At 35.3% G+C, this 25,347-nt stretch carries 22 protein-coding genes, 1 pseudogene and 1 CRISPR repeat array; of the genes and pseudogenes, 9 read left to right on the forward strand and 14 right to left on the reverse strand.

Annotated features, from left to right (window positions below; translation table 11 throughout):
• Window positions 1–79: 79 nt before the first annotated feature.
• From HX129_RS04250 to HX129_RS04260, 3 genes are all read right to left on the reverse strand, one after another.
• A complete protein-coding gene (locus HX129_RS04250; protein WP_286433813.1) occupies window positions 80–466 on the reverse strand; it encodes a hypothetical protein in 387 nt (128 codons plus the stop codon).
• A gap of 61 nt (window positions 467–527) precedes the next feature.
• Window positions 528–866: an immunity protein Imm33 domain-containing protein gene (locus HX129_RS04255; RefSeq protein WP_130073441.1), complete on the reverse strand. Its 339-nt coding sequence runs from the start codon at window positions 864–866 to the stop codon at window positions 528–530.
• 135 nt (window positions 867–1,001) lie between these two features.
• A complete protein-coding gene (locus tag HX129_RS04260) occupies window positions 1,002–1,193 on the reverse strand; it encodes a hypothetical protein (protein WP_286433812.1) in 192 nt (63 codons plus the stop codon).
• Between the two features lie 1,131 nt (window positions 1,194–2,324).
• On the opposite strand from HX129_RS04260, the gene aroQ reads away from it, so the two are divergent.
• From aroQ to accC, 3 genes are read left to right on the forward strand one after another with little or no spacing between them, the layout of a single operon-like run.
• Window positions 2,325–2,780, forward strand: a complete 456-nt coding sequence (gene aroQ, locus HX129_RS04265; protein ID WP_130073439.1) for a type II 3-dehydroquinate dehydratase — start codon at window positions 2,325–2,327, stop codon at window positions 2,778–2,780.
• 18 nt (window positions 2,781–2,798) lie between these two features.
• Window positions 2,799–3,215, forward strand: a complete 417-nt coding sequence (gene accB, locus HX129_RS04270; protein WP_130073438.1) for an acetyl-CoA carboxylase biotin carboxyl carrier protein — start codon at window positions 2,799–2,801, stop codon at window positions 3,213–3,215.
• A 16-nt stretch (window positions 3,216–3,231) separates the two neighbouring features.
• Complete coding sequence (gene accC, locus HX129_RS04275) at window positions 3,232–4,596, forward strand: acetyl-CoA carboxylase biotin carboxylase subunit (RefSeq protein WP_130073437.1); 1,365 nt, start codon at window positions 3,232–3,234, stop codon at window positions 4,594–4,596.
• Window positions 4,597–4,688: 92 nt separating this feature from the next.
• Here accC and HX129_RS04280 read toward each other — a convergent pair whose 3' ends face one another.
• Complete coding sequence (locus HX129_RS04280; RefSeq protein WP_130073436.1) at window positions 4,689–5,174, reverse strand: hypothetical protein; 486 nt, start codon at window positions 5,172–5,174, stop codon at window positions 4,689–4,691.
• A gap of 320 nt (window positions 5,175–5,494) precedes the next feature.
• Here HX129_RS04280 and HX129_RS04285 point away from each other — a divergent pair, with 320 nt between their 5' ends.
• Complete coding sequence (locus HX129_RS04285) at window positions 5,495–6,910, forward strand: GGDEF domain-containing protein (protein WP_286433916.1); 1,416 nt, start codon at window positions 5,495–5,497, stop codon at window positions 6,908–6,910.
• Window positions 6,911–7,272: 362 nt separating this feature from the next.
• Here the strand turns inward: HX129_RS04285 and HX129_RS04290 are convergent, their stop codons facing one another.
• Both HX129_RS04290 and HX129_RS04295 read right to left on the reverse strand, forming a co-directional pair.
• On the reverse strand, window positions 7,273–8,445 hold the full coding sequence (locus HX129_RS04290) for an MFS transporter (protein WP_286433811.1): 1,173 nt from the start codon (window positions 8,443–8,445) through the stop codon (window positions 7,273–7,275).
• 290 nt (window positions 8,446–8,735) lie between these two features.
• Window positions 8,736–9,124: a CRISPR direct-repeat array (repeat unit 28 nt; unit sequence TTTCTAAGCTGCCTATACGGCAGTGAAC).
• Window positions 9,125–9,438: 314 nt separating this feature from the next.
• Window positions 9,439–9,681 carry a hypothetical protein gene (locus HX129_RS04295; protein ID WP_286433810.1) on the reverse strand — a complete coding sequence of 81 codons (243 nt, stop codon included), beginning with the start codon at window positions 9,679–9,681 and terminating at the stop codon, window positions 9,439–9,441.
• A gap of 278 nt (window positions 9,682–9,959) precedes the next feature.
• On the opposite strand from HX129_RS04295, the gene HX129_RS04300 reads away from it, so the two are divergent.
• Together HX129_RS04300 and HX129_RS04305 are read left to right on the forward strand one after the other, a co-directional pair.
• On the forward strand, window positions 9,960–10,304 hold the full coding sequence (locus tag HX129_RS04300; protein ID WP_286436026.1) for a hypothetical protein: 345 nt from the start codon (window positions 9,960–9,962) through the stop codon (window positions 10,302–10,304).
• Window positions 10,301–10,864 (forward strand): hypothetical protein, encoded by a 564-nt coding sequence (locus HX129_RS04305; protein ID WP_286433808.1) that lies wholly within the window; start codon window positions 10,301–10,303, stop codon window positions 10,862–10,864. The genes HX129_RS04300 and HX129_RS04305 overlap by 4 nt, the downstream gene beginning before the upstream one ends.
• Window positions 10,865–10,938: 74 nt before the next feature.
• On the opposite strand, the gene HX129_RS04310 is transcribed toward HX129_RS04305, so the two are convergent.
• From HX129_RS04310 to HX129_RS04320, 3 genes are all read right to left on the reverse strand, one after another.
• Complete coding sequence (locus HX129_RS04310; RefSeq protein WP_174492567.1) at window positions 10,939–12,000, reverse strand: 3-deoxy-7-phosphoheptulonate synthase; 1,062 nt, start codon at window positions 11,998–12,000, stop codon at window positions 10,939–10,941.
• A 379-nt stretch (window positions 12,001–12,379) separates the two neighbouring features.
• On the reverse strand, window positions 12,380–14,512 hold the full coding sequence (locus HX129_RS04315; protein ID WP_286436027.1) for a bifunctional diguanylate cyclase/phosphodiesterase: 2,133 nt from the start codon (window positions 14,510–14,512) through the stop codon (window positions 12,380–12,382).
• A gap of 511 nt (window positions 14,513–15,023) precedes the next feature.
• Window positions 15,024–15,788 (reverse strand): alpha/beta fold hydrolase, encoded by a 765-nt coding sequence (locus tag HX129_RS04320; RefSeq protein ID WP_130073431.1) that lies wholly within the window; start codon window positions 15,786–15,788, stop codon window positions 15,024–15,026.
• A 290-nt stretch (window positions 15,789–16,078) separates the two neighbouring features.
• Between HX129_RS04320 and HX129_RS04325 the strand changes: the two genes are divergently transcribed.
• A complete protein-coding gene (locus tag HX129_RS04325; protein WP_286433807.1) occupies window positions 16,079–17,284 on the forward strand; it encodes an amino acid aminotransferase in 1,206 nt (401 codons plus the stop codon).
• Window positions 17,285–17,349: 65 nt separating this feature from the next.
• On the opposite strand, the gene HX129_RS04330 is transcribed toward HX129_RS04325, so the two are convergent.
• Window positions 17,350–17,784 carry an I78 family peptidase inhibitor gene (locus HX129_RS04330; protein ID WP_286433806.1) on the reverse strand — a complete coding sequence of 145 codons (435 nt, stop codon included), beginning with the start codon at window positions 17,782–17,784 and terminating at the stop codon, window positions 17,350–17,352.
• 140 nt (window positions 17,785–17,924) lie between these two features.
• Window positions 17,925–19,034, reverse strand: coding sequence for an S-(hydroxymethyl)glutathione dehydrogenase/class III alcohol dehydrogenase (locus HX129_RS04335; RefSeq protein WP_130073428.1), 1,110 nt, complete (start codon window positions 19,032–19,034; stop codon window positions 17,925–17,927).
• 192 nt (window positions 19,035–19,226) lie between these two features.
• On the opposite strand from HX129_RS04335, the pseudogene HX129_RS04340 reads away from it, so the two are divergent.
• Both HX129_RS04340 and HX129_RS04345 read left to right on the forward strand, forming a co-directional pair.
• A pseudogene (locus HX129_RS04340) lies at window positions 19,227–20,692 on the forward strand (phospholipase D family protein).
• A 491-nt stretch (window positions 20,693–21,183) separates the two neighbouring features.
• Entirely contained in the window at window positions 21,184–21,621 is a 438-nt protein-coding gene (locus tag HX129_RS04345) for a hypothetical protein (protein WP_130073426.1), read from the forward strand.
• Between the two features lie 10 nt (window positions 21,622–21,631).
• On the opposite strand, the gene HX129_RS04350 is transcribed toward HX129_RS04345, so the two are convergent.
• The 3 genes from HX129_RS04350 to HX129_RS04365 all read right to left on the reverse strand — a co-directional run bounded on the left by HX129_RS04350 (window position 21,632) and on the right by HX129_RS04365 (window position 24,928).
• A complete protein-coding gene (locus tag HX129_RS04350; protein ID WP_286433805.1) occupies window positions 21,632–21,772 on the reverse strand; it encodes a hypothetical protein in 141 nt (46 codons plus the stop codon).
• Window positions 21,773–22,151: 379 nt separating this feature from the next.
• The gene (locus tag HX129_RS04360; RefSeq protein ID WP_174492562.1) at window positions 22,152–23,453 is read right to left on the reverse strand and encodes a DcaP family trimeric outer membrane transporter; all 1,302 of its coding nucleotides are present in this window, start codon (window positions 23,451–23,453) and stop codon (window positions 22,152–22,154) included.
• A gap of 101 nt (window positions 23,454–23,554) precedes the next feature.
• A complete protein-coding gene (locus HX129_RS04365; protein ID WP_286436028.1) occupies window positions 23,555–24,928 on the reverse strand; it encodes an MFS transporter in 1,374 nt (457 codons plus the stop codon).
• Window positions 24,929–25,347 lie beyond the last annotated feature (419 nt).

Consider the following 25,347-nt stretch of genomic DNA (forward strand, 5'->3'; position numbering starts at 1 on the left):
AACATGACACAATAAGACCAGGGAAAATCTTTATGGCTTTGTTTTAACAAAAGATATTATCACTAAAATTTACTTTGAATTATTTATCATTTTCAGCCATTTTTATATCATTTTCTGACAATTTAGATGGCTTTGCTGCACAAAACACCTGTTCTGTCATTCCTGAATCAATTAAAGATTGCTTTTGTCGATCTAAAAATTGATTAGCAACCATTAACATCACACTTGCTGTTTCTAATTGAAGGTTATCTTTTGATAACGCAGCAATGTACTCATAAGCCTCTAAACGACTACAAAATGCTTGCCTTTGCGCAGTTGCATCTGCATTTTCAGACTGATCCAATATCTTTTTGGTTGCATTCACTTGATTGGTAAAATGCGTTATCAATTGATTATACTGTTGCTGTGTTAATGACTGATTCGCTAAAGTTTGCACGTCTTGTGCAGCGAGTGAACTGGTAAACAATATTCCACAAATACAAAATATTTGTGTCAAAACAATTGATAAATATTTGTTTTTTATTCGATTAAAATGCATCAGCTTTCCAAACATCTTCATAGTCATCCGCATCGATCATGAAGCGAAACCCCTGCTCCAATGCTAAATATGGAATTGCATCTGGAAAAATATCTTCTAGCTCTTTCACAGTCACCAATTCAAAGTCATCTTGCTCAGCAGCTAACTCTCCACCATAAATAAACCATGCAACTTGATTCTCATCAGGTGCTTTACGTAAACCTACAATCGGTTCTTGGTTTAAGGTATGTTTGGCAATCGCAATCACATCTGTTTCATTTACTTTGATATAACGAGAATCAAATTCTTCACATACCAATTTTTGTTCTTCAATAAAATCTTGCAACATAATATTTTACATCAATCTGTTAGATTTCAAATTTTAAGCATTTCATGCTCAATGCACAATGCAACTTGATGAAATAAAAATAGCAAAACCCCGAACATTCGGGGCTTTGCATCATTTAAGGACGATATTGAACAGTTATTGCTGTTGATTATGTTTCTGTTGATCATTTTGTTGGTTTGGTTGATTAGATTGTTGTTGCTGTTGACGATTTTGTTGGTTCGGTTGATTAGATTGTTGTTGCTGTTGACGATTTTGTTGATTCGATTGATTAGATTGTTGTTGCTGTTGATCATTTTGTTGGTTCGATTGATTTTGTTGATTAGCCATTTTCATCATCTTCCTTTGCAATTTTGGGGAATGCCGTATAAACAACGACAAAACTTACTTTAAGACGCTTTTAGATTTGAACAAGCTGATAGATGTATCATTTTTAAACAATGTAAAGCTTAAAATATAAGCCCTTCAAATGTTGATGACTTTTAAATGACATAATTACTTTGGTTACCCAATCTAGCCAAATGTTATTATTTCTTTACATCATTTTATTTGATTGACATTTTATTCGGCAAATAAAGTACAAAAAATAGGCTTAATTTTTATCTTGCTCAACATTTTTATCATAGAAAGAAATGTAATCCTGCATGATATGGAAGTTTTGCCAATCCTATAATTTTTCTTGGTCTGATTGACTGTTCATTTGTCATACACAGATTGAGCAATTCGGTCAATCTCATGCCGAATTTACAGACAATACAATGAATAACCAAGTTGTAGAAAAATAAGTAAATCACTCCGCTTTTTCAGCTATTTAGGTGCCACCATGCTGGCTTTTATTGTTTTCTGACAATCAAAAAAATCAGCGCAAATTTCTTAATAAATCACTTTATCTTAAGAATCTCAGTATTTTTCAATCCATTAAAATTTACTGAACAAGATATTCTATAAAACCTTATCTAAACCTCTCATAAAACAAATAAAAATTAAATATTTAGATAAATAAAAAATCAATCAACTCAAATTTATAGAACAAACTGTGATGTATACAAAATGATGATCAACTCTATTTTTAAAGTTCATAGTTGAATATCATCTCTATAAATAACAATTTGGTATTGATAAAAACACATCAGAACTTTAGACCTATTAAATTTTAGAAGATCAGAAACCATCTAGAAAACTACAAAAGCACACTTCTTTGGGCTATAGTTACATAAATCACATCAACAGTTTTGGTCAATTCGGTTTAAACTCATTCAAAAATAAAAAATAAAAAATTTGTCATATTTTAACATTGTTATTTAGTCGCAAAGTTCTCAATATATAGCGCATAGTCGGTATCTAATTTCTACACCAATTAAAAGAAATTATAAAATACATGTAGAAAATTATGCCATAATACGCAAACTTTGTAGCGATCTTGCAAAGATTTTTTGCAACTTTCAAATTGGAGCAGGCTCAATGAGTTCGACCATTTTGGTCATTCACGGACCAAACTTAAACTTGCTAGGAAAGCGCGAACCAGAAGTCTATGGTCACCTTACTTTAGAAGATATTAATCAGCAACTCACTGCACAAGCCCAGCAGTCTCATATTCAGTTAGAAACTTTCCAAAGTAATTGGGAAGGCGCAATCGTTGATCGTATTCATCAAGCACAACAAGATGGTGTGCAATTCATCATTATTAATCCTGCTGCGCTTACGCATACCTCAGTTGCTCTACGTGATGCCCTACTTGGCGTTGCCTTACCCTTTATTGAAGTTCATTTGTCGAATGTTCATGCACGAGAATCATTTCGACATCACTCCTATTTATCTGATAAAGCCGTTGGCGTGATCTGTGGTCTTGGTGCAAAAGGTTATTCTTTTGCATTGAACTATGCGATCGAAAAAATTCAACCTTCAACTCATTCATAACATTAGGAATACGAATCCATGGATATTCGCAAAATCAAAAAGCTCATCGATTTGATGATCGAATCCGACCTTCAGGCAATTGAGGTTAAAGAAGGAGATCAATCGATTGCATTGACGCGTCGTAATCCTGTTGTTGCTGGCGTTGCTCCTGTTTCAGCTCCTGCTATTGAAGCACCAGTTGTTAAAGCTGCTGCACGTGGTGCTGTAGAAACTTCTCCTATGGTGGGTGTATTTTATGCGGCACCGAATCCAGGAGAGCCTCCATTTGTCAATGTTGGTCAAACGATTTCTGCAGGTGAAACTTTAGGGATCATCGAAGCAATGAAAATCATGAACCCAATCGAAGCAACACAAAGCGGCGTGATTGAAGAAATTTTAGTTAAAAATGGTGATGTAATCCAATTCGGTCAACCTTTATTCCGCTACCGCGCGTAATCGCTAGGGGGTTGATATGTTGCAAAAAGTTTTAATTGCAAACCGAGGTGAAATTGCGCTTCGCATCACGCGTGCTTGCAAAACTTTAGGGATCAAAACTGTTGGTATTTATTCTGATGCTGACAAAGATTTAATGCATTTACGCTTTGTTGATGAAGCGGTATGTATTGGTCCAGGCGCAAGCAGTGAAAGCTACTTAAATATTCCCGCGATTATTACAGCAGCAGAAATCACAGGCGCAGATGCCATCCATCCGGGTTATGGTTTCTTATCTGAAAATGCTGAATTTGCTGAAATTGTAGAAAGTTCAGGTTTTATTTTCATTGGTCCACGTCCTGAACATATTCGCCTCATGGGGAATAAAGTTTCAGCGATTATGGCAATGCGTAAAGCAGGTGTTCCAACTGTACCAGGTTCTGCTCATGCTGTCACACCAACCAATGCTTTAGCTGAAGCCAAAGAAATTGGCTTTCCATTGATCGTCAAAGCTGCCTCAGGTGGTGGTGGTCGTGGTATGCGTATTGTAGAACGTGTCGACACACTTCTTGAATCTGTACAAGCTGCTCAACGTGATGCAGAAATGTGGTTCGGTGATGATACGGTTTATATGGAACGTTTCCTACAAAAACCACGTCATGTCGAAGTACAGGTCTTAGCAGACGGTAATGGTCATGCTGTACACCTTTATGACCGTGACTGCTCTTTACAACGTCGTCACCAAAAAGTACTTGAAGAAGCACCTGCTCCAGGCTTGCCTGAGGAAGCTCGCGCACACATTTTAGAAGCCTGTGTAAATGCGTGTAAACTCATGCAATACCGTGGTGCTGGTACTTTTGAATTCTTATTTGAAGACGGTGAATTCTTCTTTATTGAAATGAATACGCGTGTTCAAGTTGAGCATCCTGTTTCTGAACAAGTGACAGGCATCGATATTATTGAACAACAACTCCGTATTGCTGCGGGGCTTGGGCTAAACCTTCAACAAGAAGATATTCAAATCAAAGGTCATGCTATTGAATGTCGTATCAATGCAGAAGATCCTTCAACTTTCTTACCATCACCAGGTAAAATTGAAAGTTTTTATGCGCCAGGTGGTGCAGGGATTCGTTTAGATTCTCATATTTATCAAGGTTATAGTATTCCACCTTATTATGACTCAATGATTGCTAAACTTATTTCATATGGTAAAGATCGTGATACTGCGATTGCACGTATGAAACAAGCTTTAGATGAGATGATTTTGACAGGCATCAAAACCAATATTCCATTGCATAAAGATTTGATTCTAGAAGATAAAAAATTCTGTCAACAAGCTATGGATATTCATTACCTTGAAAAACACTTACTTAAGCAAGTTCAAGGTCATGAAAATGATGCTTGATAGCAGTATTTAAGCAATAAAAAAACCTCTGTAAAATCAGAGGTTTTTTATTATCAATTGTACTTGTTCAATTTTAGTTTCGATCTTCATTTCTAAGGCAAAACACGATTCAATGTCGCAAAGCACTGATCTGCTTTTTCTGAAGCACAAAAATTAATCGTATTACTATTTTGCCAACGTACAAAATACTGCGAAACTTCACCTGCTTGATTTTCCTGTCGCCCTGAGCAATCCACTTCATTATTCTCATACTTAATTTGCATGATCAATGCAGGTAATTTCTCCTGAGTATTATCAGGCGAAGCTTGATAGTCATAGAGCCCCGCTGACCATTCTTTGCCACTATTGACAACAACTTCATTTCCACCACGGAAGTTATAATATTCAACACATTTTTTATTATTTGGAATCTGCATTCCCCATAAGCCTAAAATTTCTGGACGTGTGGAAATACGAATCGTATTCTCAGCCAAAGTACTTTTTTCAGCTCCCACTGGTGCTGCTTTCGCAGTCGTTTCAGCAAAGCTTAAAGGTGATGCGCTTAACAACAAAGAAATGCATAATAATGTTTTTTTCATACTTAAATGTATATTACAGTGTGTTCCTATTTAAACTAACATATTTAATTAATAATGCATGTAAAAATAACCATATATGAACAATTTTTCTTTTTTGACAAAATTTTCTATTGATAAAAAATATACTTTTTCACTTTACAAAATATCGAATTCATATATAAAAATTGCCATTTATGTGAAATACTTTAATACATGTAAATGAGGTCATAAAAACAAAGTGCTTTGCAACATTTAGCAATATATAGGATCTTGAATTGTCTATATTTATTCATCAATCAGCACAATCTCTATCTAACAACTTCCGTGCCTTTGCAATTGTCATGGGAATTATTTTCGTCTGTGCACTCATTGGAATTTTAGGACGACCATTATTTTTCCTCGCGATTTTTTGGCCAGCAAACGCTGTATTACTAGGGCTGTTTTTGCGTTTTCCAACATTACGCAATATCGGTGGATGGTTAGGAGCTTTTTGTGGCTTTATGCTTGCAGATCTCATGACAGGCAATTATTTCGTCCTTACTGTTTTTCTCACCATTTCTAATATGCTTCATGCAGTATGTACTTTGACTCTATTACATTTTTTCAAACTTGATTTTAAACAATACAATAAAGGTTTAACTTTCCTTTTTCTTTTTCTTATCTCTGCCTTTGGCGGCTGTTTAGCGGCCGCTAGTTTCGCTGCACTGACCATTCCTCATGTACCCAACACATTTATGAAGCCTGAGCGCGTATGGACAGATTTTGGTATGTGGTGGACAGGTGAAATCATTAATGTGATTGCATTTTTACCTATTTTACTCGCCATTCCTGATATTCAAACTTTTAAAAATTATTGGCATAAACAACAGCTAGCCCCTATCCAAATCAACACAATGATGCCTTTACTTGCAATTATTGGTTCAGTAATTTTGACCCACTTTTTTGTCGGTCCCGGTGCCATTATGTTTCCCATTGCAGCTTTAATTTGGGCTGCATTAACGTATAATTTATTCTTTATTGCGATCATTAACTGCATTGTCTGTATGATGCTCTATAATTCTTTAACAGAATACTATATTGCACAGTCTCCAAATGCTTATCTTGCGACCACAATTTCAGTGCGTATTGGGTTAATGATGCTCGCACTGGGGCCACTCACCCTCACAATCATCAGTCTAAATCGACAGAAACTCTATCATCAAATTTTATACCTTGCCAACCATGATGGACTCACCACCACCATGAACCGTCGTTTCTTTTATGAAGAAAGTGAACGTACCGTTACAACAACCCCACAAAAAAAACAGGCGCAGACTGTAACGATTTTATTATTGGATCTAGACCATTTCAAAAAAATTAATGACACTTATGGACACCATACGGGAGACTTAGTATTACAAGAGTTTAGTCGTCAAGTACGCGAACAAATTCGCAGCCATGATTTATTTGGTCGTCTAGGTGGAGAGGAATTTGCGATTCTACTCAAGGATATGACTTTACAACAGAGTATTCAAATGGCGCAAAGAATTTGCAATAAGGTTTTTGCAACACCGATTTATTTGGAAACAGGTGAATGTCTAAATATCAGTGTAAGCATTGGATTAAGCTATCAAACTCTCCCTTATTGTGTTCCTTTTCAACAACTGATTAAACGTGCGGATGAAGCACTTTATCAAGCCAAGGAAAAAGGTCGTAATCAACTCTGTTTAGAGAATGCATTGCAAAAACCAACGGATCGCTTACACGCACAGTTTTGATTCATTAGCATAATATATTTAAAGATTAAGATAATATTTTCTTAATATATTCAATATGATGATTTAGAATTCGCTTATAAAACATATATACATTAATCACGTGATCCTATACAGTGATTAGCAGAACTATCAATGTATCACACATAAATGCAAGCTCATTGTCATTACATTGTATACATAATAACAATACAATGTGCAAAAATTCTTCTAGAAAATCTTTATAAGTACCCCATTTTACTAAAAAATCTACATCACAAAGAGCAAGATATTGTCATTTTTTTTGATTGAGTATATGCCTCAATAGATTGATTGATTAAAAAAAATTATAGATAGCGCTATTTATGTTTAGATAAAAGAGTAAATTATGATGAATGCTCCGCCTTGTGTTCAACCACTTTGGGTAAAGCTTGTAGAAATAAAAATCCTAAAATGGTTGTACAACCTGCGATTATAAACACCCACTGACCTGACCATTGCTGCCAAAAATGTCCCGCCAGCACACTGCCACTTGCTACCCCTAAACCCCACATCGTGCTATATAATGCCTGTCCTCGCCCTTGCTGCCCCAAACTAAAGTTTTGGAAAATAATGCGCATCGCAATCACATGAAAAAGACCAAAACTAAAAGCATGAAAAGTCTGTGCAATAAACTGTGCAACAAATATTTCAGGGAATAACCCTACCACAATAAAACGCGATCCTGTCATGATCAAACATAGACTGATCAAAAACCGCCACGAAAATTTATTAAGAAACAATGCCGAATAAGCAAACATGATAATTTCAGCAATCACACCAACTGACCATAACAATCCAATTTCTGTCGTGCTGAAACCTGACTGTTTTAAAAAATTGCTATAAAAACTATAAAATGGCGCTTGTGCGAACAGCATAATGAATTCGATACTAAAAAATGCAGCCACAACAGGTCGTTTTAAGATCGGCAATAAAGGCTCAAGCTGTGTTTGTGATTGAGGTGCATGACGCGGTTCTTTAATGGTAAAAGACCAAAGAAATGCCGTAAATGCAATGCATAACAACATAATTGGCAACATTGAAATTGAAACAATTTCCAATAACAGACCAATACTAAAAACCCCAACAATAAAACCAACCGATCCCCATTTACGCACTTTACCGTACAATTCTGCTCTTTTTTCACCTAACCAAAATAAGGTAACACCTTCAAATTGTGCCAAAATCGCATTTTGAAAAAAGCTAAAAATCAGCATGAGTAAAGCTATTGACTGAAAATTATTGGGAATAATAAAAATCAGTAACCAAATGACAGCTTCCATCCATGTTGCAATACGGACTAAAAGCATACGTTTACCTGATTTATCTGCAATCCATCCCCAAATAAAAGGTGCAAAAAATCGGGTAATAATAGCGATGGAAGACAAAATTCCTATTTCATTAAAATCAAAGCCTTGATCTTGTAGGTATAAACTCCAATAAGGCATGAATGTACCAACAATCGAATAGTAGAAAAAATAAAAAGCACCAAGTTTGTGTTGGATTGGCATTGGTTGCATTCAGTTGTAAACCTTTGTATTTACAATTAATTATAAAAATAATAGTTGTATACATATGCACTTAAATGCATTGGATTGTAATTCAACAATCTACAAATCAGTCTATAAATCATAAAATTATTTAGTTTTCAGACTGATAAATACGCATACAAAAACAATCATTTTGGGAGAGTAGCCTTATTATAGTTAAAATATTTACTTTTATTCAAAATCAAATCTAAATTATGATCTACTATCTAAAACAATCTCTCACCGTGCAAGTGAAGAAAATACTTAAGTCCATAAAGTAAACTTTAAGCTACCTATACGGCAGTGAACGCCCCCGATGCTTACATGACTAATCTCATGGATTTCTAAGCTGCCTATACGGCAGTGAACGACGAGTACAACCGTCATCGGGAACTTTTGGTTTTCTAAGCTGCCTATACGGCAGTGAACTGCTAAATCCTCTATTAATAAATAGGCTTCACTTTTCTAAGCTGCCTATACGGCAGTGAACCAATAAAAGCACCAAAACCCAAAAGACCCGCATTTCTAAGCTGCCTATACGGCAGTGAACTAGCGGCAGACCATTGGAGCCGATTCAATGATTTTCTAAGCTGCCTATACGGCAGTGAACAATCAATTCTTTTACAGTGGGATGTAAAAGACTTTCTAAGCTGCCTATACGGCAGTGAACAGTAATAATATAGCAAAAAAAAGAAGATATAACAGTGAGTTAAAACTTAAAATATCAAAATACCCAAGTTTTGAACCATGTCTATAAATTATTGATTTTATTAATGTATTAAATATTAAAAAAATATTGGTTAAAATCTTCTCTTACCCAATAACTTAATTTAACAATCTATTATCATAAAAAATCATACATAGCTGTATTATTTTACATGATGAATCACTTCACTCGTTTGCTAAGCGTATAGGATGTTAGTGCACTCCTAACACCCATTTGATGCTCAACATGCCTCAATATACATTTTAAAAAATTATTCTTTAAATTTGATAATCTAAATTTGAGCGTAAATTATCTAAATAAGGTTGTATCTTGTGAGTAACCTCTAAACGATTTAAACTATCTGCAACCCAAAAATTTTTGATTTCATTCGTACATAATATCTGTAATCTTTCATATCTTGTAGGTTTACTCGTCACTCTGTCTTTCGCTAAAAAATAATCCGATTTCTGATCTACTAACAGTTTACTTCCATGCCAACAACCACCTATACAGATATTCATCTTACGCTCCAATTCATACTATTATTATCAATATATAATAATTTTTTTGATAAAAAAACCCACAACTTTGTGGAAAGATTGTGGGCATAAACTGAGAATATCTCGTTAATATATGATGATGGACTCAACGAACAAGCGCGACAGTTAAAAAACCAGCCACAAACTCATTAGAGGTATACCCACCTAAAAATTCTCAAGAACAACGATTCACAAAATAATAATATTTAATGTTTAGCTTTCATTATAATTCCTCTAAACATTTTAAAGTTATTCAAAAAATGAAAAACAACTTTTTAATCATCACGCTCTCTTGTCTATGTTTAATGGCTTGCTCAAAAAAACAAGAAGCTGAGCCATCTGGCAATGAAGCCCAAGAAAACTCTATTCATGCAGCATCAAATAATCAGCTGGATACTTCAACCACCCCACAAGCCCAAACAACACCAATAACAACACAAAAACCCGAAACGATCTTAAATCCAGAAGCAAATACTGTTGACACAACACGGCAGATGGTTCGTGAAGCAAGTGTCAATTTTTCTGCCCAAGATGTTGTAAAAACGACACTTGCCATTGAACCGCTCGGTTTAAAAATGGGTGGCTTTATTGAACAAAAAATGTGAATTACACAGTATTAGAACCAAAATCTCAAAATATTTCTGAGGGTAAAGTCAAAATTTTTGAAAAAATCCGTCCTGAGGCAGATTTAATTATCAGAATCCCAAGTGAAAATGCAGCAACATTTGTGAATCAACTTTTACCACTGATGTATTTCTTCAATCAACAACAATACTCTGCAAAGCGTTATGAGTTAAAGCTTCTAGAAGAAAAAGTACAACAAAGCCAAATATCAACTACGGCACAATCAAATGCCCAACTGAATGAAATTTCTCGTTTAACCCAACTCGAAATACAAGACCGTATTCATTTTAGTACCATTCATCTAAACATTGATCAACCCACGATTGTACGTGAACGCATAGATGTCAATCTTAATGATATTGCTCAGTTAAATGGTGATCATTTTGGGAATAGAATACGCTACGCAATTCAATTCGGTTGGCAATTTCTACTCAACTTTCTTATCCTTCTGATTTCAATTTGGCCATTATATCTTTTTATTTTGATAGGATTTTTCCTGTATAAAATCATTCAGCCAATGATCAATAAAATTGTAAAATAATCACAAGCTAAAATTAAATAGCAAGAACAAACAAATGATTAAAGCTCCATAGAAGAGCTTTAATCATTCTCATTTTAAGCAGAACAAGTCATGATTTGTTGGGCAGTCTGCATATTGTCATGCATTTCTAACAATAAATTTTGCGTTTTCTCCCAACCTAAACAGCCATCTGTCACAGACTGACCATAAATCATATCATCAGAAATTTTCTGTTGACCATCGACTAAATGACTTTCCAACATCACACCACGCACATGGCTTTCTTTACGCTCAGCAATAATTTGAGCTAAAACTTCTGGCTGCTTCAATGGATTTTTTGCACTATTACCATGACTACAATCAATCACCAATGCAGGTAAATTACCCTGATGGCGTTTACGAATTGCTTGTATTGAAGCTAAATCATAATTTGAGCCTGAGTTTGAGCCACGCAAAATTAAATGCGCCAAAGGATTACCTTGACTATCCAATACACAAGGTAAGCCATGTTGACCCATTCCCAAAAATTGATGTGAATGCATTGCAGATTGAATTGCATCTAAAGCAATCTGAATTGAACCATCTGTACCATTTTTAAATCCAATCGCGAAAGGCATATGACTCGAAATTTCACGATGAATCTGTGACTCACTTGTACGCGCGCCAATCGCACCCCAAGCCAGTAAATCATCAAAATATCCTGTCGCCATTGGACTTAAAATTTCACTGGCAATAGGCAATCCCATTTCAATAATATTTAAGAATAATTCTCGTGATTTTTCTAAACCTAATTGTAAATTTGAAGAACCATTTAACTGAGGGTCATACATATAACCTTTCCAACCTACTGTGGTTCTTGGTTTTTCAATATATGTACGCATAACAAGGAAAATTTGATCTGATACCAAGCTTTGTAAATGCTTTAATTTTTGTGCATATTCTAAAGCTGCAACAGGATCATGGATCGAACATGGTCCTGTAATCACCATTAAACGTGAATCTTGACCTGAAAGAATATTTTTAATTGTTTGACGCTGTTCTGCAATTTGCACAGCAAGAGAATGACTTAATGGAAATTGTTGTTTTAATTGAATAGGTGTGCTGAGTTGTGTTTCTACTTTGGCTGTGTGTTGTAAAGCTTGGTTTAACATATTCATCATTTTTTCCTTTGGGACTTCAAGTCCAATCTTTTATTTGAGCTTATGGGGTCTATTCGATTGCAAAATAGGTGTCATCGCGCGGCTAAAGTGAAACCAATAAAAGTAGCTAAAGTATGTATCGTTAAATGTGTTCATTGTATTCTCCAAAAATCTAAAATTAAATGCATAAAAAAACCTGATCGGGGTTGCCGATCAGGTATTAACTTTGAAGGGCAACTTTATGCCCAAACGTATTCAGGCAATTACTTAAAGAACTGCCAAAAATAATAAGATACGTTATTGATCAAAGGTTTAACTAACATTTTATTCACATAAAAAATCTGTATGAAATTAAAATACTCGTACTTACCTCATTTGACAAGTACTTTTTGAAAAATTAATTCATTTTTATTTGCAGCTTTTTGTTGCTCAACATCTTAACAACAGTAGATGCATCAATTGCACGACTAAATAAGAAACCTTGACCAAGGTTACACCCTACTTGTTTTAAACTTTCAAGCTGTTCTTCTGTTTCAATGCCCTCAGCAATAATATCTAATGATAAGATTGGACCGAGTTGAGAAATACCCTGCACAATGGCATGAATAGGTAATTCACTATTCATTCGATGCACAAAACCACAGTCAATTTTTAAACTATCTACAGGATAATCATGTAAATGAGTTAAAGATGAATGACCTGTCCCAAAATCATCCAATGCAATGCGAACACCCACTTGTTTCAATTTTTTGAGCGCACGCGCAACATAAATATAACCACGCTCTGCTAAAATATGTTCAGTAATTTCAATCTCTATCAAATGATATGGGACTTGGTATTTTTCGAGACGTTTCAATAAAATTTCAGCATAATTATCCCGCATGAATTCAACAGGTGAGGCATTAATGGAAACTGGAACAACGTCTAAACCAGATTGAATCCACTGCTCTATATCACTAAAAACTTTAACATGCATTGTTTCAGCAATTTTTGTCGCGAGCTCATAATCATTAAACGCTTCAGCCACAGAACTAGGAAATTGAATCCCTAATTCTGGATGTTCCCAACGCAATAATGCTTCAAAACCAATGATTTTTCCTGTTTGCAGATTTACTTTAGGTTGATAATAGGGGTGGATGCTATTGTCACGAACAATTTGACGGGCTGTTTCTAATTGAGCTGCTTTTTGGATGGTAATGTCTAACATTTCTTGATTAAAGAAACGTACCCCTCCGCGGCCACCTTCTTTTAGGCTATTTAAAGCAGTATCCGCAAATTTTAAGAGATTTGAACTATCTTTCGCATCATCTGGATATAAAGCGCCCCCAATACTCATGCCACCATTAATTAACTTACCCAAATAAGTAATAGGTTGATCTAACTGTTTTAAAACATTTTGTGCTGCTCTCTTAAAATGTTCAATATCTTTTAAATCATTCACTACAATAGCAAATTCATCACCACCTAAGCGTGCGACGTAGGTATTTTCATCACAACTACGATTTAAACGCTTAGATAAAATACGTAACAAATGATCCCCCGCAGGATGACCAAGCGTATCATTAATATGTTTAAAGTGATCTAGGTCAATCAGCATTAAACCTATTTTTTGTTTATTTCTTTTCGCTTTGATTAGAGATTTTTTGAGATTTTGCTTAAAAGAACGACGATTCATTAAACCTGTTAATTCATCAAGCTCACTACTGATCCGTAATTTATTCTCGGCAATACGCTGTAAAGTGATATCTCGAGAAACACATAAAATACTTGTGGTTTGACCTTCATCATTCACGACAGGCGTTAAAATATTATCCCAATATTGACGTGCATCACCTTCACCACTCATGCCTGCAAAACGTGCATTTTTACCTTTTGCAGCCGAAGTAATGGCAATTTGTCCTTTATCTCGTACTTCTGGAGGTAAAAGGCTGAGCCATTCCATATCAAATTTTTTGACTTTTTCTTGCCCTAATAATGCAATACAGCCAGAACGATTCATATGTGAAACTGTACCATTTGGGCGTACAATCTTAATACAATCAACACTCACGTCGAGCATATCGGTATGCGCACGCAAAGTATCTGCCGTTTCACGTAGCATCAGTGCTCGTTCATGAATATTAGTACAAGTAATCGTCCAATCAAACTCTCGCCCATTGCCAATATGGCTTTGCGCTACAAATAAAAACCAGTGGTATTGATCATTAACATCACGAATACGACATTCTTTTTCAAATTTTCGTCCAGTTTTTTGAGCATTATTCCACAAATTATATAAATGCTCAGCATCTTCTTGATAAACGAATTTCAACCACTCACAATCCTGTAGGGATTGCTCTGCACCTAAATATTCTCTCAGTGCAGTGTTACCATAGACCGCATCGCCTCGTTTAATCCAAACAAGATGAGGCAATAAGTCTAATGTCAGTTTAACTTCATCACTAATTACTGTTTTTGCAGGAACAATCGTTGTTTTAGACGTATCCGTCTGACCCATTTGTGTATCATGAAGCAAATCTAATCGAGTCATATCCGATCCTTTTTGCAAAAACTAAATTGATATATTTACTAACATTTCATCTTACAACGTCTAGCTAAAAGCTAAACATTTAAGCATGACTTATACCATCTTTTCCAATATAAGCTTCAAAACCTTAAACTTTGATTTATAAAAAATAATTTAAAGTTTTAAATTACCTAAATTTTAGTTTTAAAAAGATGCTTAATCAACCTTCAGGATAAAATGATTTGTAAAATTTGTACAATACAAGAAGTTAAGCCTTTGGATAGAATTAACTTTCTCACCCAATACGAAGTAAATAATAATGTGAAATATACCACATTTATTTAAAATAAAATGATATTTTCTACACTATATAAACAATATAAGTATTATCCTTTCAAAACATTAATATCATTATATTTTTTTATAAACAATATAAACTTAACTTTACATAAAATATTATTGTTTACGTTAAGTTAAGTTAAGTTAAGTTTAATCAAAAAACATCATCTATTATTTTTTTAAATAATTCTAATTTTTAATTTAAATAATGCTGAATTAAATAATTCACTTTTTCAGGTTGTTCTGCATGTAACCAATGTCCAGCATTTTCTACAGTTTGAATTTCCGCACTTTCAAATTGAGAATCAATTGCATCTATATGCAAAGATTTTCCGATATACGGCGATGCCTGACCGCGTATAAATAGCGTTGGTTTTGTCCATTGTGGAATGTCTTTCCATGACAAAATATCTTGGTAATGTGCATATAAGGCATCAACATTAAACAACCATTGCCCTTTATTGAATGATTTTAAAAGGAATTGAATGACCATTTCTTCTTTCAAAAATTCACGCATAATTTCTGTCGCCTCTTTGCGACTCTGAATAGCGGCATTTTTAACGGCAAATAAAGCTTTAAAAATTTGATCATGATGATTTTCTTGATAGGCAAATGGTGCAATATCTAAAATCACCAACTGTTCTAAACGTTCGGCGGCAAGCTCTGTCAGTTTCATTGCCACTTTTCCGCCCATGCTATGACCAATGACAGAAAACTGCTGAATATTTAAATGATCTAAGCTTTCTAAAATATCTTGTGCCATCACTTGGTAGTTCATTTCACTCGAATGGGGTGATTGACCATGATTACGCACATCAATTTGCAAGACAGGATGTGTGGCATACAAAGCACGTGCAATTCCACCTAAGTTGCTCAAACTGCCAAACAAACCATGAATAAGCACAAGCGGCGTACGTTGCTGATCATCTTCAGGTTGATGCCATTGATAATTTAATAACATAGGAATTCCAAATATTTGCAAAATTAGAACGCTATTATGATCGGAATATCGCTGAACTTGAACAATATTTTATTGTATCTATAGCCTAATGTTCCTGTCTAAATAAAGTGATTGAAAGAAGAATATAGCTTAAATTTATATTTTTGCTATAAAAGCATAAAATTTACTCGCGATATAAACTAAAGTTGAATCATTTATAAGAATTTATCTTCAATCCTGAGTTGAGTCAGTCAAAATTTCGCTTATATTATCTAAGCACAATAACTTTGTTTGATTTAGGACTTTTCACCATGTTTCAACACGTCGATTCTTATGCAGGTGATCCAATTCTTTCGTTGATGGAAGAGTATAGTAAGGATGCACGTACTCAAAAAGTAAATTTGAGTATCGGTTTATACTATAATGAGGACAATATTGTTCCTCAGCTTGAAGCGGTTAAAACTGCGCTTAAAAATATTGAACCTTTAAATGATAAAGTAAAACTTTACTTACCAATGGATGGTTCTAAAACTTATAATCAAGCAACACAAGCACTTGTATTTGGCGAAAATTCACAAGCACGTAAAGACGGTCGTGTTGTGACGATTCAAACTTTAGGTGGCTCAGGTGCGCTTAAAGTCGGTGCAGATTTCTTAAAAAAATACTTTCCTGAATCTGATATCTGGGTGAGCCAACCGACTTGGGAAAACCATATCGCTATTTTTAATGGTGCAGGTGTAAACTCTCATTTCTATCGCTATTTTGATGCTGCAACCAATGGTGTCAACATTGAAGCAATGCTCGAAGATTTAAATCAAATTCCAGCAAAAGGCATCGTTTTGCTGCACCCATGTTGTCATAATCCAACAGGCGCAGATTTAACCCCTGCACAATGGGATCGTGTGATTGAAGTGTTAAAAGCACGTGATCTCATTCCATTCTTAGATATTGCATATCAAGGTTTTGGTCAAGGTTTAGAAGAAGATGCTTATGCAATTCGTGCCTTAGACCAATCTGGTATGAACTTTATTGTGAGTAACTCTTTCTCTAAAATTTTCTCATTGTATGGTGAACGTGTTGGTGGCTTAAGCTTCGTTTGTGATGATGCAGAAACTGCACAGAAAGTTTTGGGCCAATTAAAAGCAACTGTACGTCGTATCTATTCAAGCCCAGCAACAACAGGCGCTTTGATTGTAGATAATGTATTGCACGATGAAGCTTTGGCTGCAAACTGGAAAGCTGAACTACAAGAAATGCGTGAACGTATTATCAAAATGCGTGAGCTATTAAAAACAAAACTTGAAGCAGCATTGCCTGAACGTGATTTTAGCTATCTGGTTAAACAACAAGGCATGTTCAGCTACACAGGTTTAACTGCTGAACAAGTGGATACATTAAAAGATCAATACGGTATTTATTTAGTACGTAGCGGTCGTATGTGTGCGGCAGGTCTAAACTTAAATAATATTGACACAGTTGCAAACGCATTTGCTGCAGTCATTAAAGCAACAGCTTAATTTTTACATCAGATCAAAAAACCCAAGTTCGCTTGGGTTTTTTACTTCAACGATAGCTTTGCTACTTAACCACAACTTGCTTTCAGAATTTTTTTGGTATTTGGATCAATCACTAAGGTTAAACGCTCTGAACGAAAATCCATTGTCATTGGTTGCTGAGGTGCAACACGACGAATATTTTGTGCTTTAGTTTGTTGCTTTAACTGAGCATCGTCTGTAGCAACTTGCCCAATCAGTTTTTTAGCTTCATCTGCAACACATTGTGCTTGGTTTTGACGAAACAATGCCCACTCTTCTACTTTTTGCCCATCTTTCAAATAACAATAACCAACTTCGCCTTGTGCTTCTTTCACAATTTCAAGTTTGCCACCTTGCTCAACACAGTATTGACTTGCAGGATTTGACATCCCAATCAATGGTGCTGCTTCCTGTTGATTTTGAACGATAGAACATGCGCTTAATGAAGCAATAATTAAACCTAAAAATGCAATATTTTTCATAAATAATTTAAAGTCAAAATAAAGGCTCTAGACTAGCAAACTTATACAAATTTAATGTCAAATTCTTGCAAAATTAATATAAAAATCAGCAGAACTTTAGCTCTGCTCATTTTAAAGTTTTAACAATTGTGATTTGAAGTTTAAAAATGAATCACTGTACGAATTGACTTACCTTCATGCATTAAATCAAATGCTTCATTGATTTTGTCCAAGCTCATCGTATGTGTGACAAAAGGCTCCAATTGAATCTCACCTTTCATTGCATCTTCAACCATACCTGGCAATTGACTACGACCTTTAACCCCACCAAATGCTGTTCCCATCCATTTACGTCCTGTCACCAATTGGAACGGACGTGTTGAAATTTCTTGACCTGCACCCGCAACACCGATAATCACAGATTGTCCCCAACCACGATGGGCACATTCAAGTGCTGAACGCATCACATTGGTATTACCAATACATTCAAATGAATGATCCACACCCCAACCTGTCATTTCTACAATCACTTGTTGAATAGGTTGATCATAATCTTTTGGGTTTAAGAAATCAGTTGCGCCAAACTCTTCAGCCAGTTTAAATTTCTCTGGGTTGGTATCTACAACAATAATACGCCCTGCTTTTGCTTGACGAGCACCTTGCACTACAGCCAAACCGATTCCACCCAAACCAAAGACTGCAACTGAGTCACCTTCTTGTACTTTCGCTGTATTGTGTACTGCACCAATACCTGTAGTTACACCACAACCGAGTAAACATACTTGCTCAGGATTTGCCTCAGGATTGATTTTTGCTAATGACACCTCTGCAACAACGGTATATTCACTAAAGGTTGAACATCCCATATAGTGATAAATTGGCTCGCCATTATATGAAAAACGTGTTGTACCATCAGGCATTACACCTTTACCTTGGGTTGCTCGGACGGCTGTACATAAGTTGGTTTTGCCTGATTTACAAAATAAACATTCACCACACTCTGCGGTATAAAGTGGAATAACATGATCACCCACCGCAACAGAGGTTACTCCTTCACCGACTTGCACCACAATGCCTGCACCTTCATGTCCCAGTACTGCGGGAAATACACCTTCTGGATCTTCACCAGATAAGGTAAATGCATCTGTATGGCACACACCTGTATGGGTAATTTTAACCAAGACTTCACCTTTTTGTGGTGGAGCAACATCAATCTCCACAATTTCCAAAGGTTTTCCTGGCGCAAATGCCACCGCTGCACGTGATTTCATATAGCATCATCCTTCATGGGGTCGTTCTTTAACAGATTAGCTACAGTAACCTTTTTTCATTTAATGATTCAACCAATAACTAGTGTTATGATTTATAAAAATTTAACAATTTATTCAATAAGAATGAAATATTCACCATCTTTTATCGCAATCACACTTAGCTTCACTTTTTTGTCAGGATGCAGTTTGCCTATGAATCAGTCTAAACCTACCAATGAACCTCAGATTCACAGTGAACACTGGCTGAATGGAGAGGATACTAAAACTCAGTTACAACGGGGTTTGACTGCTTATTTAGCAATGAGTGATGCATTCCAAAGTATTGCTGCTCGCATCCACCTGATTCGTCAAGCGAAATATAGTCTAGACTTACAGTATTACATTTGGGCTGATGATTTTATTGGCAATCTGATGCTACATGAATTACTTAAAGCGGCTGATCGTGGCGTAAAAGTTCGTGTGTTGATTGATGACCAAAATGGTACAAAAATAGACCCTCAATTAAAAGCATTAAGCACACATCCCAATATTGAAATTAAACTCTATAACCCTTATAAATTTAGACACTTCAGAGTCTTAGATTATATTTTTCGTTTAAAACAAATTAATCATCGTATGCATAATAAGCTCATCATTGCCGATGGTATTATTGCGGTCACTGGTGGGCGTAATATTAGCAGCGAATATTTTGATGCCAGTGAATCCTTTCAGTTTACAGATATGGATATTTTATTTTTTGGTACAGCAGTACATGGTGCAAACACTGTATTTTCAAACTTTTGGAATAATGATTTAAGCTATCCAAATCAGCAATTTATTACTCAAGGCAATGCTAAAGATCTAGAAAAGTTAAGATTAGACTATCAAAAACTAGAACAAAAAGAACCTGATACAGATATAAAAGTCGATCAAGAACAAAAAGAACTCGCCCATCAACTTAAACAAAATCGTATCAATTGGGCACGTGCTCATTTCCTTGCAGATTCACCTAAAAAAACCTTAGGACAAGCCCAAAATGGCGAATTAATTTCTCACCAAATTCGTCACCAAAACAAGAAATGGACTTAATTTCAGCTTATTTTGTGCCAACGAAAGTAGGTACACAATATTTAGCACAGTTCCCCAAGCAAGGCGTTGATGTTCGCGTTTTGACCAACTCCTTTGTCGCCAATGATGTTGCACTAGTACATGCTTTTTATCAAAAATATCGTACAGATTTATTGAAAAGTGGTGTAAAACTCTATGAGTTTAAACCTTATATTGAGCGTAAAAATCGAACCTGGTATGAAGTGGTTACAGGCAATGTCATTCCTAAAAAAGGTAAAAACAAATCGAGTTTACATGCCAAATTTATTGATATAGACAATAAAGTTTTTATTGGTTCTTTTAATCTTGATCCTCGTTCTTTTAACTTAAATACTGAAGTTGGCTTAGTGGTTGAGTCAGATCAACTGCAAGAACAAGTGTCATTATTACTTGACACCTATCTTTTAAAAGTTGCTTATGAACTTAAACTCGATTCACAAGGCAAAATTAATTGGTATGACCACCAACCCGATGGCAGTATCAAAAAATACACTCAAGAACCTGAAACAACGCGTTTTCAGCGTGGTGTCATGCATAGTGTCTCGTATTTGCCAATTGAATGGATGATGTAACTTATTCATATATTTAAAGTTAGGCATCACAGTCAAGCTTTGTACTCAAACAAACATAAGCTTTCTTTTTGTATCACCAAGTCGATGTCTTTGAAATATGCTGACTTTGAACGTGTTTTCGTGTAGGCATATATAACCCATGATTTTACATCACATGTGATGTAAAATATGATTCCATACCAAATAAATGTTAATAGGTTTTAATAATTTTCTGACTTAACAATCAAAGTTTAAGGCATAAAATTTATGTCGAAGTTCATGCATGGCTTCAGAAAAATCTAAAGTACTATAATGAATATTTTCACACTTTTTAATATATGAAGATCTATAGGGCTTGCAACGTCTTGTGTCGCCATCAAAATAAAATCCAATCAGTCAGTGATGTTTCTTTATACAGAAGAATAGCCAAGTATTGCAAAGGTTTTACTCTCAACGATGCTTGGCATAAAATATGATTTTTCATTGTTTATTTTGTTATAAGTTTTCCTCCCATGCAATTTTTCGATTTAAGCCAAAAATTTAATCTTGATGATATTTTAGTCCCCCACCACACTTTAGATGAGTTAAAAATGCAGGAGTGGTTTTTAAGTAAAGTAAGAGTAGATCATGACTGTCTATCTACACATGATTTTCTCGAAGGTCAAGCTATTTTAAAGTCGAATAAAAACATAGAAATAGAACTAGAGTGGCAAATCATGGACACAGGTCACAGCTTACAGGTTCTGTTTAAAGGAATTGAAACTATTGTGTCTGAACAAACTTTGATTGTGGTCAAAGGTGCACATCTTGTTGACGCTACACAACGAAAAATCTCAACTCAAGCACTTAGTTTATGGATCGATGGTACACTGTTACCCCTATTGCCCAATATTCGTAGTGAAATTAAAGCCCGTTTAAATCTTTGGGATTATGTAGAATATACTGATTAAACAATGATATTCATTGAATATTCTTCATTTCCTCCATTGCATTTTCTAAAACATCAAATACTTTTTTATGCCCACATTGTGCAACATTAAAACGCATAAATTGTCCTGCATCGGGTGACTGACTAATGGCACCCTTAACTATTTTCCTCAAAGTTTTACAGGCATTAAAACTACTGAATTTTTAGCGCTCTTTTATGTTGCTATCTTTAGTATGTTAATCGGTTTTTTCTTTTGGTATAAAGGCTTAGCACTTGGGGGTATTGCAAAAATAGGGCAAATTCAATGATTACAGCCTTTGATTGGCTTAATGCTTTCAACTTTTTTATTGGGCGAACAAGTCACGATGAGCATGCTTATGGTCAGTTGTCTGGTCTTCATTTGTGTACTACTTGCAAAGAAATATGCTTAACTTTTTATCTAAAAAATGTAGTTATTTTTAATAAATATCATATGTAAAATAAAAGTCCAATAAGCCAAAATAGAGTTATACCTCGACTTATTGGAACTTTTTCAACTCATATCACTTCAAGTTAGAAGTTATACATTGCCACCGCATTTACACGATTATCTTCACCTGTTTTGCTGCCATTTGGTGCTGCACCAAATGCTTCACGCTCACCGTAAACATATTCAACACCAAAGCTGAGTGGCTTAACTGGACTATAAAAAACGTTACCCCATGCTTGCCATAAGTCTTTATTGGCTTTGGTTTTATCCGCAAGGGCATTGATATAACGGTCATTTTTATCCGCTTTCATATAACCATAAGCCAAAGTACCACGCAATTTTTCATTGAATTGTTGAGTAATACCTAGAGTAATAGAATCAAATTCATTGGTTTCAAGAATCTGATTATTCGCATCAGTCACAAAACCTTGGTTCGTCCATGACACGAAACTACTGTCACCATTGACATGGTAGTAGTCCGCCTTCAATGTTGTAGTTGGTGTTACATCATATTTTAAACCTACACCTACACCCCATGCTGTTTGCTCATCTGCTTTGGTACGTTTTTCAGTCACCATTGCACGTGCACCAAGCGATAGATTATCCACGATTTTATGGTTAAGTCGTGCTGTCAAAGCAGGTAAGCGCATATCTGAACTGCTATCTTTAGGGTCTTCTAAAGCATAGACAAAATTAGTATCCGCATTTAATTTTTGCGTATAACGAAGCTGTGGTGTACGTTTGACTGAACCACCGACAAAGCCAAGTGCATCAACGACTTCAGGCATAAAATCAACAGGTGCAAAGTTTGACCATGTCTGACCAATCAACCAATTTCCATAGGTTAAATAAGCATGACGAATACGTAATGTATCTAAAGACGAGCCACCTAAGAAGTCAACCTCAAGCTTACCACCGACATCACCGACTTGGGTTGGTGTTTTAAAATCAAAACCTAAACGTGTCGCCGACAAGGTTGATTTCAGATTGTCGCTATTTTCATTGACGCCATCTAAAGCAACTGTACTGATTTGGTTATAGATTCGACTTGCTGGACCACCTTCTATTTGATATTGAAGATCCGCACGTACATTTCCATATACACTGATTTCAGCCCCACCTTTCGTCAACGCTAAACTCCCTCGTTGTGCAAGATGATCTTTCGCTGCATGTTGAGCTTTTTCTTCCTGATAGTTTTGCAGTTGTACCGCTTGCTGCTGTTGCTGTTGTGTTTGCTGATTTAACAGTTGGCGTAACTCATTAATTTCATTACGCAATTGTTCAATTTCAGGATTCACATCTTGTGCATGCGTTAGTGCAGTACTACATACGCCCATAGCCAATAGAAGCGTTTTTACTTTAAAAAATTTGTTATGAGTATTCATCCAAACCTCATTTCTTGATGATTATGGCATCATCCTTTGATGCCATGAATAAATTTATCTGATTAAATAATATAAGAAAACTTAAAATATTTTTCTTTGGTTTAATTGACAGATGACTCTATTACTGATTCATTTTTAAGCGAAGCAGAAGAACGAGTCTCTTTCCTTTGGTCTACCGATACTTTCAAATTCACCAAGAAAATTGCGAGTGCTGCGATTACCCCTGGAATTGCAATTGCTAAGAAATTCATTTGATGTGGCAATTGTAAAGTTAATAATGCCCCTGTTAATACAGGTCCTACAATTGCACCAATACGTCCAATACCTGAAGCCCATCCCATGCCTGTAGAACGGACAGCGGCTGGATAAAACTGTGCAACAAAAGTGTAAAGTAAAATTTGTGAGCCAATGGTTGCTGCACCTGCGATTGCAATCAGTGTATACAAAACCCCTTGTGGGCTTTTAAATCCGAGTAAAATTAATGCGATTGCACCAACTGCAAACATAATGGTCAATACAGGTTTTAAATGGAATCGGTCTGATAATACCCCGCCACCAATGGCACCTACCATACCACCAATATTTAATGCAAATAAGAAAATCATACTTGCACCAAGCGAGTAACCTGCTTGAATCATTAATTTTGGTAGCCAACTGCCTAATGCATACACCATCAGTAAACACATAAAGAAAGCGATCCAAAACATCAATGTACTGAACATACGCCCTTGTTGAAATAAAGCACGTAATGGCGCTTCATCGCCAACAGTGGTTTCATTCAATACAAATACGGTATCAACAGAAATCGTTTTTTCTGGTGCAATTTTTTGTACAGTTTGACGTACTTGTTCAGTTTTCCCCTTATTGGTCAAGAACATGATGGATTCAGGTAAAAACTTCCAAATTAATGGTAAAGCAACAAATGGAATAATGGCAATGTAGAACATGATTTTCCAACCATAGTCTGTCACTAACCACGCCCCCAATAATGCAGATGTCATCCCACCAATGGCATAACCACTAAACATCACAGCCACCAATGTACTGCGAATCTTTTTGGGTGCATATTCGGTCATGAGTGCCACAACGTTTGGCATGACCCCACCAATGCCTAAGCCTGCAAGGAAACGTAAAATACCAAATTCAATTGGGTTGGAAGCAAATGCACCTAAAAAAGTAAACCCACTAAAAATTGCAACGCAAATCATGATGGTTTTTTTACGACCAAGTTTGTCTGACAAAGTTCCAAAGCACATTGCACCGAACATCATGCCAAATAAGGCGGTACTTGCGAGCATACCTGCTTGTACAGCAGATAATCCCCACTCTTGCATCAATAAAGGTAATGCAACGCCATAAATAACTAAATCATAACCATCAAAAATAATAATCAGTAAACACCAAATTAATACATTCCAATGAAATGGGGTGAACTTCGCTTCATCCACAATTGTATTTATATTTAAATTCGCCATACACTTTGCGCCTCCTGCGCGTGAACGGTAGAAAATTTATCAAACAATGAATTAAAGTGTTTTTAATGTCCAAAACCGATTACGCATAAATCTATACCTAAAAAGTAGGCTTTATTTTCATCCCTTAAATAACAATAACTTATATCAAAAAAATGTTTTTTAAGCCTTTGTATAAAATCATGAACGGTTTTAACAACACTTTTTTATTTTGTTTAAAAAAAATCATAGAAAGAGAATTTAAATGGTATTTTTTCGCAATTTTTCTAAATCATTTTTATTTTAATTCTTGTTATATGATTTTTTAATCTTTAAATAACTCATTTTATTATCTTCTACTTTTTTGTAATATTTTTTATAAATATAATCATATTGAATCGATTTTCTAATCAGTTCATCATTATATTGCGACAAAGGTCTAT

Source organism: Acinetobacter sp. 251-1 (assembly GCF_030329305.1).
GTDB lineage: Bacteria > Pseudomonadota > Gammaproteobacteria > Pseudomonadales > Moraxellaceae > Acinetobacter > Acinetobacter piscicola_A.